A 13982-nucleotide genomic window follows, 5' to 3' on the forward strand; every position below is an offset into this window, starting at 1 on the left:
AGGGCGGCATGCGAAACTCGGGCCGAGTTCAGACTCGGGAGATTTCACATGCGGGCATTTCGAATTCTGGCCCTGGCCGGGGCCATTTCGGCATTGTGTCTTGCCGCTGCCGGCGGGCTATCCGCCCAGCCCCTGATCCCCGAGCGCCGGCTGGTCCTGACCGAGAACACCGACCTTCCGGGCGGCGATCTGCAGTCGATCTTCGACACCACGATCGAGGCCTGCGAGCGCGCCTGCCTGACCAATCCGGCCTGCACGGCCTTCACCTTCAACACCCGCAAGGCCGCCTGTTTCCCGAAGTCGCAGCCGGGAGAGGCCGAGGCCTTCTCGGGCGCCCTGTCCGGCTTTGTGATCGCGGCCGAAGCCGGGGCGGCGGATCGTGCCGGAACCCGCGCGGACGAACTGACATTCGTGCAACCCTGGGAGCTTCAGGGAATCCTTGAACAGGCCGGAAACCTTGGCAACGCCCATGTCACCGGGCCCTTCACCGCCGAGGACCATTTCCGCTCCGCCGCCGAGGCCGAAGCCAATGGCGACCCGGCGACGGCCAGCCGGTTTGTCGGCGCCGGGCTGAACCTGACCGATGCAGCCGCCGATTGGGCCGAGTATTCCCGGCTGCTTTACGAGGCCGGCCTGCAGGACCAGAACAACCGCCGCCAGTATCACGAACAGTCCTATCAGGCCGCCGTGAATGCCTATCTGCGGGCGGATGGCGCGGCCTTGCAGCATACGATCCTTGTCGGGATGGGGCAGGCGCTGGAGGCGATCGACCGCGGCCGGGACACGGTGCAGGCGCTGCGTCTGGCACAAAGCCTGCAGATGCGCGACGACACCGCAGCGGCTTTGGAAGATGCCATCGGGAAATACGGTTTCCGCATCATCGACCATGAGGTTCAGGCCGATTCCGCCCGCCCGCGCCTTTGTGTCAATTTCTCCGAAGATCTGGTGAAATCGGGGGTCGATTACGCGACCTTCGTTCAGCTTCCTGCCCCTGATCTGACGGTCAGTTTCGACGGCTGGCGGCAGCTTTGCGTCGAGGGCGTCGCCCATGGCTCGCGCCAGACCGTGAGTTTCCGCGAAGGGCTGCCGGCGGCGGATGGCCAGACGCTGGCAAAATCCATCGACATCACCGCTTATGTCCGTGACCGCAGCCCCGGTGTGCGCTTCCCCGGTCGCGGCTATGTCCTGCCGCGCAGCGACGCCGTGGCGATCCCGGTGGAGACGGTGAACACCGACAAGCTGGAGCTTGCGCTTTTCCGCGTCACCGACCGCAACCTGCTGCGCTCGGTGCAGAATGGCTATCTCGGCCAGCCGATGATGGAGTTTCAGGAATATGATTTCTCCAGTCAGATCGGCACGGAAATCTGGACCGGCACGGCCACGGTGCCGCAAGAGGTCAACAGGGATCTGACCACCCGCCTGCCTCTGGCCGAGGCCTTGGCCGGCCAGCCGGCGGGGGTGTATGCGCTGCGCGCTGCGGTGCCCGGCGTCGATCCCTATGTCGTGCCGGCAGGCTGGCAATGGTTCGTGGTATCGGACCTTGGGCTGACCACGCTTTCGGGCGTGGACGGGCTGCATGTCTTCGTCCGCAGTCTTGGCACGGCAGGCGCGAAAGAGGCGGTTTCGGTCGAGCTTCTGTCCAGGGCAAACGAGGTTCTGGCAACCGCCAGTACCGATGCCATGGGCTATGCCCGCTTTGATGCGGGACTGGCCTTGGGCAAAGGCTCTGCTGCACCGGCGATGGTGGTGGCCAAGGATGGCGCGGGCGACATGGCCTTCCTGTCACTGACCGACCCGGAGTTTGACCTTTCCGACCGCGGGGTGGAAGGGCGCGAAGCCGCGCCGCCGGTCGATGTGTTCCTCACCACAGACCGCGGTGCCTATCGGGCCGGTGAAACGGTGTTTGCCACGGCCTTGGCGCGCGATCCGCAGGCGAGGGCGGTTGAGGGCCTGCCGCTGACCGCGATTCTGAAACGTCCCGACGGGGTGGAGTATTCCCGCGCGCTGGTGGGCGACGCCGGCGCAGGCGGCCATGTGTTCCAGCTGCCGATTGCAGGCTCCGCTCCGCGCGGCGTCTGGCGGCTGGAGGTGTTTGCCGATCTGGAGGCGGATGCCCTGACGTCGAAAACCGTCCTCGTCGAGGATTTCCTGCCCGAACGCATCGACTTCGACCTTGACCTTGCGGCGGCAGAAATCCGGCTGCGCGATGCGCCCGATCTGACCCTTGCCGCCCGATATCTTTTTGGTGCGCCGGGCGCCGATCTGGCGGTGGAGGGCGAGGTCCTGCTGCGCACCGCCAAGGAACTGGACGGGTTCCCGGGCTACAGCTTTGGTCGCCATGACCAGCCTTTCGATGCGGTGATGGAACCCATCGCCCCGGCGCGTACGGACAGCAACGGCGCGGCTACGCTGGCTCTGGCCCTGCCCGCGGTCGAAGACCCCGGCCGCCCGGTTGAACTGCGTGCGACAGTCCGCGTCGCCGAAGGTTCGGGCCGCCCGGTCGAACGGCAGATCACCCGATTGCTCGCCCCCTCTGCGCCGATGATCGGTGTGAAGCCGCTGTTCGAAGATGTGGCGGCTGAGGGGAGCGAGGCGCGTTTCAGCCTTGTCGGCATCGGGCCTGACCTGAAACCGGCATCGATGAAGGCCCGCTACACCATCAACCGGATCGAGACCGAGTATCAGTGGTATCAACAGGGCGGCAACTGGAACTGGGAGCCGGTCACCTCGCGGCAGCGGGCCGGTGAGGGTGAGGTGTCCTTGGCCGGGCAGCCGGTGGAAATTGCCGTTCCGGTGCAATGGGGCGAATATGAAATCCTGTTGGAAGGGCTGGATGGCGTGCCGGCCGCGACGTCGATCACCTTCTACGCCGGGTGGTATGGCGGCGCGGATGCCTCGGCAACGCCCGACATGCTGGAGCTGTCGCTCGACAAGCCCGCTTACAAGCCCGGCGACACCGCCACGCTGCGCGTTGTGCCACGGGCCGCGGGAACTGCCCTTGTGACGGTTCTTTCGAACCGTCTGATCGCCATGCAGGCAGTCGAGGTGACGGAGGGCGAGAACCTGATCGAGCTTCCCGTTACCGATGACTGGGGGGCCGGGGTCTATGTCACTGCCTCGGTCCTGCGCCCGATGGATGTGGCGGCGGGCCGCAATCCGACTCGAGCGCTGGGCCTGACCCATGCCGCGATCGACCCCGGAGCGGCAGCGCTGAAAGCCACCATCGAAGCCCCGGTCGAGACCGCTCCGCGTGGCCCCGTGGACGTGGCGGTGAAGGTCGAGGGCGTGACCGAGGGCGAGACCGCTTATGTCACCCTTGCCGCCGTCGATGTCGGCATCCTGAACCTGACTGCCTTTGCGGCCCCCGATCCGCAGGGCCATTACTTTGGCCAGCGCAAGCTGGGGGTGGGCATCCGCGACCTTTATGGTCGCCTGATCGACGGGTTGAACGGCGCCGAGGGTCAGGTGCGCTCGGGCGGGGACGCAGGTGCGCAGGCGCGGCTGCAATCGCCGCCGCCGACCGAGGAGCTGGTGGCCTATTTCTCTGGCCCGATTGCCGTGGATGGCGATGGCTACGCCCGCGCCTCTTTTGCCCTGCCGTCCTTCAACGGCTCGGTCAGGCTGATGGCGGTGGCATGGTCAAAATCCGGTTTGGGTCAGGCCAATGCCGATGTGCTGGTGCGCGATCCGGTTGTCGTCACCGCGTCGGTCCCGCGCTTTCTGGCGCCGGGGGACGAGTCTCGTCTGTTGCTGGAAATCGTCCATGCCACCGGACCCTCGGGCCGGATGGGTCTTGATGTCTCCTCGCCGGGGCTGACGCTGGGGCCGGTGCCGTCTGGCGTCGATCTGGGCGACAAGGCCAAGGCGGTCTTTGCCATTCCGGTCACGGCCGGCGACATAGGGGTGCAAACCATCGAGGTGGCGCTGACCACTCCTGACGGCAAGCAGTTGAAAAAGACCCTCTCCGTTCCGGTGCAGATCAATGACCCGGCCGTCGTGCGGGTAAGTCGCCTGACCCTGGCCAAGGGTGAGGAATTCACCTTCGACCAGAACGCCTTTGCCGGGCTGGTCCCCGGTTCGGGCAAGGCCACCATGGCCGTCGGCCCGATCGCCCGGATCAACGCGCCGGGCATTCTGGCCGCGCTGGACCGCTATCCCTATGGCTGCACCGAGCAGATGACGTCAAAGGCGCTGCCGCTGTTGTATTTCGATCAGGTGGCAGTTGCGCTGGACCTGCCGCAGGCGAATGACATCAAGGGCCGGGTCGCGGAGAGCATCACGGAAATCCTGATGAACCAGTCCTCTACCGGCGGCTTCGGCCTCTGGGGGCCATATGATGGCGACATGTGGCTGGATGCCTTTGTCACCGACTTTCTCAGTCGCGCCCGGGCGCGGGGCTTTGCGGTGCCAGACCTCGCCCTGCGCCGCGCCCTGGACAACCTGCGCAATCAGGTCAATTACTACCCCGACTTCGACAAGGGCGGGGAACCCTTGGCCTATGCGCTGATGGTGCTGGCCCGCGAAGGGGCTGCTGCCGTGGGTGATCTGCGCTACTACGCCGATGTCAAGGGCGATGCCTTCGCCACCCCGACCGCCATGGCGCAACTTGGGGCCGGGCTTGCCAGTTATGGCGACCAGCCCCGCGCCGATGCGATGTTCCGCCGTGCCGCAGTCGCGCTGGAGGCCCTACAAGGCGCTGAGGCCGAGCAGATCTTCCGGGCCGACTATGGCACCAGCTTCCGCGACGCGGCCGCCGTTCTGGCGCTGGCGGCCGAGGCGGGCAGTGCCGTGGTTGACACGGAGATGCTGACCACCCGCATCGCCACCGACCGAAACCTGTCGACGCAAGAGGCGACATGGGCGCTTCTGGCCGCGAATGCGCTGATCGACCGGGCCGGGGCCGAAGGCATCACCATTGACGGCACTGCTGCAAATGGTCCTTTGGTCAAGGTTCTGGATGCCACCTCTGCTGCCCCGATCCGGGTGAAGAACGACAGCGCCGCCGATACCACGCTGACGGTGACAACCTATGGCGTGCCGTCAGAACCCGAACCTGCGGGCGGCACCGGCTACGCCATCACCCGCAGCTATTTCACCTTGCAGGGGGAACCCGCCGATATGGGCGCGGTCAAGGTTGGGGATCGCTTCGTTGCCGTGCTGGAGATCACGCCCTTCGGCCGGGGCGAAGCGCGGCTCATGGTTGCCGATCCCCTGCCGGCGGGGCTGGAGATCGATAACCCGAATCTCATCACCGCCGGGGCGCTGGAGGCGCTTGACTGGCTGGGGCTGGAAAGCGAGGTCGCCCATTCCGAGTTCCGGCAGGACCGCTTCCTGACCGCGATCGACCGGTATTCGGACCAGCCCTTCAAGCTGGCCTATGTCGTGCGTGCGGTGTCGCCCGGCACGTTCCACCACCCGGCGGCTTCAGTCGAGGACATGTATCGTCCCGACCTGACCGGGCGGTCGGAAACCGGGCGCCTGACCGTCGCAGAGTGATGCGGGCGCGGTTCCTTCTGGCATTGGCGGCGGGGCTGGTCCTTGCCGCCACTGGCCGTGACCGGCTGGACAGCTGGATCGACGCCACCCGCCTGCCGCCCCTTGTGCCGAGTGCTTCCGTGCAGGTGCTGGACCGCGAGGGGGCGCTGCTGCGTGCCTATACGGTGGCCGATGGTCGCTGGCGGCTGGCGGTTGCTCCTGCCGACGTGGACCCGGATTTTGCCGCAGCGCTCATGGCCTATGAGGACAAGCGGTTTCTGGCACACGACGGCGTCGACCTCCGCGCACTCGCCCGCGCGCTGGGGCAGGCAGTCTGGAATGGCCGCATCGTTTCGGGCGGGTCGACGCTGACGATGCAGGTCGCGCGGCTTCTGGAAGAAGGCACGACGGGGCAGGTCTCGGGCAAACTGCGGCAGATGCGCGTGGCATGGGCCTTGGAGCGGCGGCTTACCAAGGACGAAATCCTTGGGCTATATCTGATGCTTGCGCCCTATGGTGGCAATCTGGAAGGGATCCGCGCCGCAACGCTGGCCTATTTCGGCAAGGAACCGGCGCGTCTGACACCTGCCGAGATCGCCCTGCTGGTCGCCATCCCGCAAAGCCCGGAGACCCGCCGCCCCGACCGCCACATTGCCCGCGCCACCGCCGCGCGGGACCGGGTTCTGGCGCGGGCCGAACGCGACGGGCTGATCGACGCCGAACAGGCGCGCGCGGCGCGGACCGAGCTTGTCCCCGCCAGCCGCAAGGCCTTTCCGGCTCTCGCCCCCCATATGGCCGACCGCGCCCGTGCCGCCGACCCTGCGGCGCAGATCCATCACCTGACCCTCGACCGTGGCCTGCAATCGGCCTTCGAGGCGCTGGCGGCTGAGGGCGTCGCCGGGCAGGGCGACCGGCTGCAGATCGCGCTGGTGGCGGCCGATCACCGGACAGGGGAAATTCTGGCCTCCGTCGGTTCCTCGGCTTTCACCGATGACGCCCGCGCCGGCTTTGTCGACATGACGCAGGCCCTGCGCAGCCCCGGCTCCACGCTGAAACCCCTGGTCTATGGTCTGGCCTTTGACGAGGGCCTCGCCCATCCCGAAACCCTGATCGAAGATCGCCCGACGGATTTTTCCGGCTATCGCCCGCAGAATTTCGACCGCCAGTTTCGCGGCACCATCCGCGTGCGCGAGGCGCTGCAACAATCGCTGAACATCCCTGTCGTGGCGCTGATCGAGGCGCTGGGACCGGCGCGGCTGTTGACCGCACTCGACAGGGCCGGCGTGAAATATGACCTGCCGCCGGGTCAGCCGGGTCTGGCGATTGCGCTCGGTGGCATTGGCGTGACGCTGCAAGACATGGTGCAGCTCTACGCCGGGCTCGCGCGGGGCGGCGTTGCGTTGCCGTTGCGCTGGCGGATGGCGGATGGCGGCGGCGAGGGCCAGCGCTTGCTGGCCACGACGAGCGCATGGTTTGTCGGTGACATCCTTGCCGGGCTTGCCCCGCCGCCCGGAGCGCCGCAGAACCGGCTGGCCTACAAGACCGGAACCTCCTATGGCCACCGCGATGCCTGGGCCATCGGCTATGACGGGCGGCATGTGATCGGGGTCTGGATGGGCCGCCCGGACGGCACGCCGGTTCCGGGGGCCTTCGGCGCCGATCTGGCAGCGCCGGTACTGTTTCAGGCCTTTGCCCGCCTGAAGCCGGGTCTCGCCCCGCAAGCTGCCGCCCCACCCGCAACGCTGCTGCTGGCCAATGCCCAGCTGCCGCAGCCCTTGCAGCGCTTCCGCAGCCGCTCGGCGGCGTTCGAGGCGGCGGCCGACGCCCCCGTCGTCGCCTTCCCGCCCGACGGGGCCGAGGTGGAACTGTTGCAGGCTGGCCTGATGGCCAAGGTCGAAGGCGGCACCGCCCCCTTCACCTGGCTTGCCAATGGCCGCCCGGTCGCCGTCGCCTTGCGTGACCGCGCGGTGATGCTGCCGGGGCTGGGACAAGGCTTCGTCACCCTGTCGGTGATCGACGCCGCCGGTCGGTCCGCCCGGGCCACCGTGCGTTTGCGTTAGGGCCGCTCACACCCGTTCGATGGCAAGCGCAATGCCTTGCCCGCCGCCGATGCACATGGTCACCAGCGCGGTCTTGCCGCCCGTCCGCTCCAGTTCATAAAGCGCTTTCGTGGTGAGGATAGCGCCGGTCGCCCCAACCGGATGGCCCAGGGCGATCGCTCCGCCATTGGGGTTCACGCGCGCAGGGTCCAGCCCGAGGCCGCGGTTCACGGCGATGGCCTGTGCCGCGAAAGCCTCGTTCGATTCCACCACCTCGAAATCGGCGGGGTTCAGACCCAGCCTGGCGCAAAGCTGCTGCACCGCCGGGATCGGCCCCAGCCCCATCACCCGCGGGGCGACGCCCGCCACCGCATATCCCATGATCCGCGCCCGCGGTGTCCGGCCGCCCAAGGCATCGCCGCGCGCCAGCACCAGCGCCGCCGCGCCATCATTGATGCCAGAGGCATTGCCGGCCGTCACCGTCCCCTCCTTCTGGAAGGCCGGGCGCAGGCCGGCCAGCGCTTCGGCGGTCGTGGCCTTCGGGTGTTCGTCCACGGCAAAGGACACCGTGCCCTTGCGGCCCGCCAGGTCCAGCGGCGCGATCTGATCGGCAAACCGCCCTTCGGCAATCGCACGGGCGGCGCGGGTCTGGCTTTCCAGAGCAAAGGCATCCTGATCGGCGCGGGAAATGCCGCCCTCGGCCGCAACGTGCTCGGCGGTGATGCCCATGTGGCCGGTGCCAAACGGACAGGTCAAGGCGCCGGTCATCATGTCGATGGCCTTGGTGTCCCCCATCTTCTGCCCAAAGCGCGCGGTCTGCAGGATATAGGGCGCGCGGCTCATGCACTCCGCCCCGCCCGCCAGCGCCAGATCGGCATCGCCCAGCATCAGCATCTGCGCCGCCGACACAATGGCCTGCGCCCCCGAGCCGCAAAGCCGGTTGACGTTCATCGCCACTGCGCCTTCGGCCATGCCCGCATTGATCGCGGCAACCCGGCTCAGGTACATGTCGCGCGGCTCGGTATTGAGGACATGGCCGAAAACCGCTGTGCCGATCTGCCCCGCCTCAACCCCCGCCCGTGCAATCGCGGCTTTTGCCACATGGCTGGCAAGGTCAATCGGACCAAGGCCCGACAGGCTGCCGCCAAAGCTGCCGATGGCGGTGCGGGCGGCAGAGAGGATGAAGACGTCGGTCATTGGGGTTTCACCTTGTCGGGATGGGCGGCGGCGATGGCCGGGATCGCCTGCAACTCTGCCACGATGCGCGCGATTTGCGAGTGCGACGTCACGTCCACCCCCCAGCGCTGGGCGTTATAGACCTGTGGCACAAGGCAAAGGTCGGCCATGGTCACGCGGTCGCCATGGCAGAACCGGCCGGTGGCGGCATGGTCCAACATGACCTCCAGCGCCGCCAGCCCCTCGCTGATGAATTTCTGCTGCCAGGCTTGCATGGTGATCGCTCCGCCCGAGGCGCTTTCGGCAAAGCGGCCAACACGCAGGTTGCAGACCGGGTGGATTTCCATCGCCACCGCATAGGACAAGGCCCGCACCCGGGCGCGTCCTGCCGGGTCGTCGGGCAGGAAACCGGCCTGGCGGGTCTCGTCCAGATATTCGATGATCGCCAGCGACTGGGTCAGCGACAGCCCGTCAATCTCCAGTGTCGGAACCAGACCCTGCGGATTGCGCGCAAGGTTTTCGGCGCCGGTCTGTTCGGCCTTGAGCAGGTCGACAGGGGCCAGCGCAAACGGCTCTCCGACAAGGTTCAGCGCCATGCGCACCCGGTAAGCGGCGGAAGAGCGCCAGTAGTCGTGAAGCTTGGTCATTTGTCCTCGTAAAGCTTTTGCAGCCCGGCGCGGAACTCGGGGGAAAGTGCGCCAAGTTGCGCGATGATTTCGGCCTGATAAGTGTCCGCAATCGGCATGATGCGTGCGATCAGCTCGCGCCCCTTGCGCGTCAGCCGCATGTCCAGAAGCCGCCGATCCTCGGCGTTCTCGCGCTTTTCGATCAGGCCTGACGTTTCAAGCCGCGCTGCGGCCCGGCTGACCTTGGATTTGTCCATATCCACCCGCGCGTGGATTTCCCGCACCGAGACGGCATCCGACTGCGCCAGATGCGCCAGCACCCGCCATTCCGGGATGCTCAGCCCGAACTCGGCCTTGTAGCGTTCGGCAAACTCGCGCGAAATGCGGCTCGAGACCACGGCAAGCTGATAGGGCAGAAAGGCAGAGAGATCGAAACTCATGGCGGCACCTGGGCGGGACTGGCCAAAGCCTGCCCGCAAGCGGGCGACGGCGCAAGGGCCGATCACGGAGAGCTTGATTGACCTTGGCGGGCGGGCGCATTAGGGCACCGCGATCCTTGTGAGGCATTCGAATGACGCGCCGGACGAAATTTCTGCTGTTGGCGACGGGCATCGCCGGCTTCGTCATTCTGGGGCTCGCCCAGGCAATCTTCGGGCCGGTGCTGCCGGTCTATGCCCGGATTTTCGGGCTGGAGATTTCCGCCGTCGGCTGGGTGCTTTCGGTGTTCTGGGCTGGCAGCCTGACGGCGGTCGGGGCGGTCTATGCGGCGCCGACGGTCATCGGCCCGAAAACCGGACTTCTGTCCGCCGCTGCCGGAACCGCACTGCTGGCCCTGATGAGCAACTGGGCCATGGTTCTGGCAGGCGCCTGCGTGTTCGGCTTTGGCTATGGCGTGATTGCCGCAGTCTGGAACCCGCGGGTTCTGGCCGCTTTCGGCGCTCGCGGCCCAGCGATGATGAGCCTGATGAACGCGCTGTTCACGCTTGGCGCCATTGCCGCGCCGCAAGTGTTTCTGGGGCTGGGGCAGGATCCGGCCGCGGTGTTCTGGGTATTCACGATCTTCGCGGGTCTTGTTGCTGTCGCAACGCTGGCGATGGGCGATACCCGCGCCGCTCCGGCACGGGCCGGGGGCGACGGCCGGATCGATTGGTCCATCCTTGGCTTTGCCTTCCTTGGCATCGGGCTGGAATCCAGCCTTGTCGGGCTTGGCCCAACGGGTCTTGCTCAGGCCGGAGAAACACCGGAAGCGGCCGCGCGGCTGTTGTCGCTGTTCTTCATCAGCTATCTGGTGGCGCGGCTGTCGCTGGTGGTGATCGCCCATCGCATCGCGCCCTTCGCGATCTATGCGGCGACGCTCGCGCTGCTGGCGGTTCTGACCTTTGCCGCGATTGCCGGTGACGCCGGGTTCTGGTTTCCTTTCATGGGGTTTGCCTGCGGCTACATCTTCCACGGCGAGTACCTCACCGGCTTGCGGCGCATGGGCGCCACCACGCGGGTTTCCGCCCTGCTTCTGGCCGCGGGAATGCTTGGCGCCATCGTGCAGCCGGTTCTCATCACGCAGGCCCTGAGCGGCCTGGGGCCGAAGGGCTTTTTCCAGATCATCCTTGGTGTGGCGCTGGGGCTGAGCGTTCTGGCCGGCTTGAACCTGCGCCGGCTGACGCGGGCCTAGAAGCGACGGTTGAACAGGCCCGCGTCACGCATGGCGTGACCGCCGGTCAACATCTGCCAGATACGCAGCATGGCCAGATCATCGGTTTGGCCGTGCTGACCCGATCCGTCCTGCAGTCGCAACACCCGGATTCCATCGACATATTCCACAGACATCACATTTCCCTTTCCATCGCAGGCCCCTGCCTCGACCGAAAGTTTGCGCCAAGGCTGTTAACAAAGGATTGCGGGCTTGACTTCGTTGCAGGTGCAACGATATTTTATGGATCAAAGACTCATCAAATCTGCAGCGATTCCGCGAGGCCCCCCATGAACACGCAGAATAGGCCATCAGGCATGATCCGCGCCGTGACACCTGTTGGCACCCATGAGTTCTACATGCCCGGCTTCGGCAATGACTTTGAAACCGAGGCGCTGCCCGGTGCGTTGCCGCAGGGCATGAACTCGCCCCAGAAATGCAACTACGGGCTTTATGGCGAGCAACTCTCGGGCACCGCCTTTACCGCGCCCAGCCACCAGAACGAGCGGACCTGGTGCTACCGGATCCGGCCCTCGGTCAAGCACACGCACCGGTTCCGGAAGATCTCGGTCTCGCACTGGAAATCGGCGCCGCTGATCGCCCCCGACATCGTGTCGCTCGGCCAGTATCGCTGGGACCCGGTGGCGGTGCCGGGCGAGGATCTCAACTGGATCACCGGCATGCGCACCATGACCACGGCGGGGGATGTGAACACCCAGACCGGCATGGCCAGCCACATGTATCTGGTGAACACCTCGATGAAGGACGAGTATTTCTTCTCGGCCGATGGTGAGCTTCTGGTGGTGCCGCAGGAGGGCCGGCTGCGGTTCTGCACCGAGCTTGGGATCATCGACCTTGAACCGCGCGAAATCGCCATCCTGCCGCGCGGCCTGGTCTATCGTGTCGAAGTTCTGGAAGGCCCGGCGCGCGGCTTTGTCTGCGAGAATTACGGCCAGAAATTCGTGCTGCCGGGGCGGGGGCCGATTGGCGCCAACTGCATGGCCAACCGGCGCGATTTCAAGACCCCGGTGGCGGCCTTTGAAGACCGCGAGGCGCCCTCGCGGGTCTACGTCAAATGGTGCGGCCAGTTCCACCTGACCGAAATCGGGCATTCGCCGCTCGACGTGGTGGCCTGGCACGGCAACTATGCCCCGGTGAAATACGACCTGCGCACCTATTGCCCGGTGGGGTCGATCCTGTTCGATCACCCTGACCCGTCGATCTTCACCGTGCTGACCGCGCCGTCGGGGATCGAGGGTACGGCCAACATCGACTTTGTGCTGTTCCGCGAACGCTGGATGGTGGCGGAAAACACCTTCCGCCCGCCGTGGTACCACAAGAACGTGATGTCCGAGCTGATGGGCAACATCTATGGCATCTATGACGCCAAGCCCAAGGGCTTCGTGCCCGGCGGCATGTCCTTGCACAACTGCATGCTGCCGCACGGGCCGGACAAGAACGCCTTCGAAGGCGCCTCCAACGCCGAGCTGAAGGCGGAAAAGCTGGACGAGACCATGAGCTTCATGTTCGAAACCCGCTTCCCTCAGCACCTCACCCCCTGGGCCGCGACCGCCGGCCACATGCAGGAAGACTACATCGACTGCTGGGGGTCGCTGGAGAAGAAATTCGACGGCACGCCCGGGTTGAAATGACGCAAGTGGGGGTTTCACACCCCCACACCCCCGTGGGATATTTGTGCCAATATGAAAGGCAAGACGATGGGTTTGATCCGGTCTTGGGTTGAGAGCGCCAATGGCGACACTGATTTTCCGCTGAACAACCTGCCCTGCGGGGTGTTTTCGACGGGAGATCAGGAGCCGCGCTGTGGCGTGGCGATTGGCGATTTCATTCTGGACCTGACGGCGCTGGAGGAAGAGGGGATCCTCGGTTTTGCCGAAGGCCCGCTGTTTGACGTGCCGTTCTGGAACGAGGTGATGGAGGCCGGACCGGCGGTCTGGGCTGATCTGCGGGCGAGGATCACGGCACTTTTGGCCGAAGGCGCGGCGGCGCGGCCGCAGGTGGAGCCGCATCTGGTGCCGCGCGCCGGGGCGGTGCTGCACATGCCCTTCCTCGTGGCGGAATACACCGATTTCTATGCCGGGCGGAACCACGCCTTCAACGTCGGCACCATGTTCCGCGGGGCGGAGAACGCCCTGCCGCCGAACTGGCTGCATATTCCGATCGGGTATAATGGCCGGGCCTCGTCGGTGGTGGTGTCGGGGACCGAGGTGCGCCGGCCCTGGGGGCAGGTGAAATCACCCGAGCATGAGCTGCCGGCCTTCCAGCCCTCGCGCCGCTTTGACATCGAGCTGGAGATGGGCGCGGTGGTGGGGCAAGCCTCGCGGCATGGCTATCCGGTGACGGTGGCCGAAGCTGACGCGATGATCTTCGGCTATGTGCTGCTGAACGACTGGTCGGCGCGCGACATTCAGGCTTGGGAATACCAGCCGCTCGGGCCGTTCCAGGCCAAGGCGACGGCGACGACCATCTCCCCCTGGGTGGTGATGAAGGCGGCGCTGGAGCCGTTCCGCACCTCGACCCCGGCGCGGGAGAAGGTCTTGCTGCCCTATCTCGCCGAGCCGACGCCGATGCTCTACGACATTGCGCTGGAGGTCGGGCTGACGCCCGAGGGCGGCGAGGAGACCGTCATCGCCCGCACCAACTATGCGGAAATGTATTACTCGGCGGCGCAGCAGCTTGCGCATCACACCACGAGCGGCTGCGCGATGAATGTCGGCGATCTTCTGGGTTCGGGCACGATTTCGGGGCCGGAGAAGGACAGTCGGGGCAGCCTGCTGGAACTGTCGTGGGGCGGCAAGGAGCCGTTTGCCATCAAGGGCGGCAGCCGCAGCTTCATCGAAGACAATGACACGCTGGTGCTGCGCGGTGCGGCACGCGGCGACGGGTATCGGATCGGGTTTGGTGACTGCGCGGGCAAGGTGATCCCGGCGCTGGCGAACCCCTATGAAAGGAACTGAC

9 protein-coding genes are annotated in these 13982 nt (G+C 66.3%); 5 read left to right on the forward strand and 4 right to left on the reverse strand.

The genetic code is table 11. From position 1 onward, the window contains the following. The first annotated feature begins 48 nt into the window (after positions 1-48). The gene (locus tag G4Z14_RS05075) at positions 49-5496 is read left to right on the forward strand and encodes an alpha-2-macroglobulin family protein (RefSeq protein ID WP_164623701.1); all 5448 of its coding nucleotides are present in this window, start codon (positions 49-51) and stop codon (positions 5494-5496) included. Further along, entirely contained in the window at positions 5493-7535 is a 2043-nt protein-coding gene (pbpC, locus tag G4Z14_RS05080) for a penicillin-binding protein 1C (protein ID WP_164623702.1), read from the forward strand. The genes G4Z14_RS05075 and pbpC overlap by 4 nt, the downstream gene beginning before the upstream one ends. A gap of 6 nt (positions 7536-7541) precedes the next feature. Here the strand turns inward: pbpC and bktB are convergent, their stop codons facing one another. From bktB to G4Z14_RS05095, 3 genes are read right to left on the reverse strand one after another with little or no spacing between them, the layout of a single operon-like run. Next, positions 7542-8711 carry a beta-ketothiolase BktB gene (gene bktB / locus G4Z14_RS05085; protein ID WP_164623703.1) on the reverse strand — a complete coding sequence of 390 codons (1170 nt, stop codon included), beginning with the start codon at positions 8709-8711 and terminating at the stop codon, positions 7542-7544. Continuing rightward, a complete protein-coding gene (gene maiA, locus G4Z14_RS05090) occupies positions 8708-9337 on the reverse strand; it encodes a maleylacetoacetate isomerase (protein WP_164623704.1) in 630 nt (209 codons plus the stop codon). Before maiA ends, bktB begins: the two co-directional genes overlap by 4 nt. Beyond that, complete coding sequence (locus tag G4Z14_RS05095) at positions 9334-9756, reverse strand: MarR family winged helix-turn-helix transcriptional regulator (RefSeq protein ID WP_164623705.1); 423 nt, start codon at positions 9754-9756, stop codon at positions 9334-9336. The genes maiA and G4Z14_RS05095 overlap by 4 nt, the downstream gene beginning before the upstream one ends. 158 nt (positions 9757-9914) lie before the next feature. Here G4Z14_RS05095 and G4Z14_RS05100 point away from each other — a divergent pair, with 158 nt between their 5' ends. Then, entirely contained in the window at positions 9915-10985 is a 1071-nt protein-coding gene (locus G4Z14_RS05100; protein ID WP_164623706.1) for an MFS transporter, read from the forward strand. On the opposite strand, the gene G4Z14_RS05105 is transcribed toward G4Z14_RS05100, so the two are convergent. Then, entirely contained in the window at positions 10982-11140 is a 159-nt protein-coding gene (locus tag G4Z14_RS05105; protein ID WP_164623707.1) for a hypothetical protein, read from the reverse strand. The genes G4Z14_RS05100 and G4Z14_RS05105 overlap by 4 nt on opposite strands. Before the next feature lie 153 nt (positions 11141-11293). On the opposite strand from G4Z14_RS05105, the gene hmgA reads away from it, so the two are divergent. Then, positions 11294-12655, forward strand: a complete 1362-nt coding sequence (gene hmgA, locus G4Z14_RS05110; RefSeq protein WP_164623708.1) for a homogentisate 1,2-dioxygenase — start codon at positions 11294-11296, stop codon at positions 12653-12655. Positions 12656-12721: 66 nt separating this feature from the next. Further along, positions 12722-13981 (forward strand): fumarylacetoacetase, encoded by a 1260-nt coding sequence (gene fahA, locus G4Z14_RS05115; protein WP_164623709.1) that lies wholly within the window; start codon positions 12722-12724, stop codon positions 13979-13981. The last annotated feature ends 1 nt before the right edge of the window (position 13982 follow it).

Origin of the sequence: Tabrizicola oligotrophica, assembly GCF_011008935.1 — a bacterium.
Classification (GTDB): Bacteria; Pseudomonadota; Alphaproteobacteria; order Rhodobacterales; family Rhodobacteraceae; genus Tabrizicola_A; species Tabrizicola_A oligotrophica.

What these genes read in the sequence shown, in the direction of transcription:
- G4Z14_RS05095 (WP_164623705.1), bottom strand. Translation starts at nt 9,756, where the DNA reads ATGAGTTTCGATCTCTCTGCCTTTCTGCCCTATCAGCTTGCCGTGGTC.
- bktB (WP_164623703.1), bottom strand. Translation starts at nt 8,711, where the DNA reads ATGACCGACGTCTTCATCCTCTCTGCCGCCCGCACCGCCATCGGCAGC.
- G4Z14_RS05105 (WP_164623707.1), bottom strand. Translation starts at nt 11,140, where the DNA reads ATGTCTGTGGAATATGTCGATGGAATCCGGGTGTTGCGACTGCAGGAC.
- hmgA (WP_164623708.1), top strand. Translation starts at nt 11,294, where the DNA reads ATGAACACGCAGAATAGGCCATCAGGCATGATCCGCGCCGTGACACCT.
- fahA (WP_164623709.1), top strand. Translation starts at nt 12,722, where the DNA reads ATGGGTTTGATCCGGTCTTGGGTTGAGAGCGCCAATGGCGACACTGAT.
- maiA (WP_164623704.1), bottom strand. Translation starts at nt 9,337, where the DNA reads ATGACCAAGCTTCACGACTACTGGCGCTCTTCCGCCGCTTACCGGGTG.
- G4Z14_RS05075 (WP_164623701.1), top strand. Translation starts at nt 49, where the DNA reads ATGCGGGCATTTCGAATTCTGGCCCTGGCCGGGGCCATTTCGGCATTG.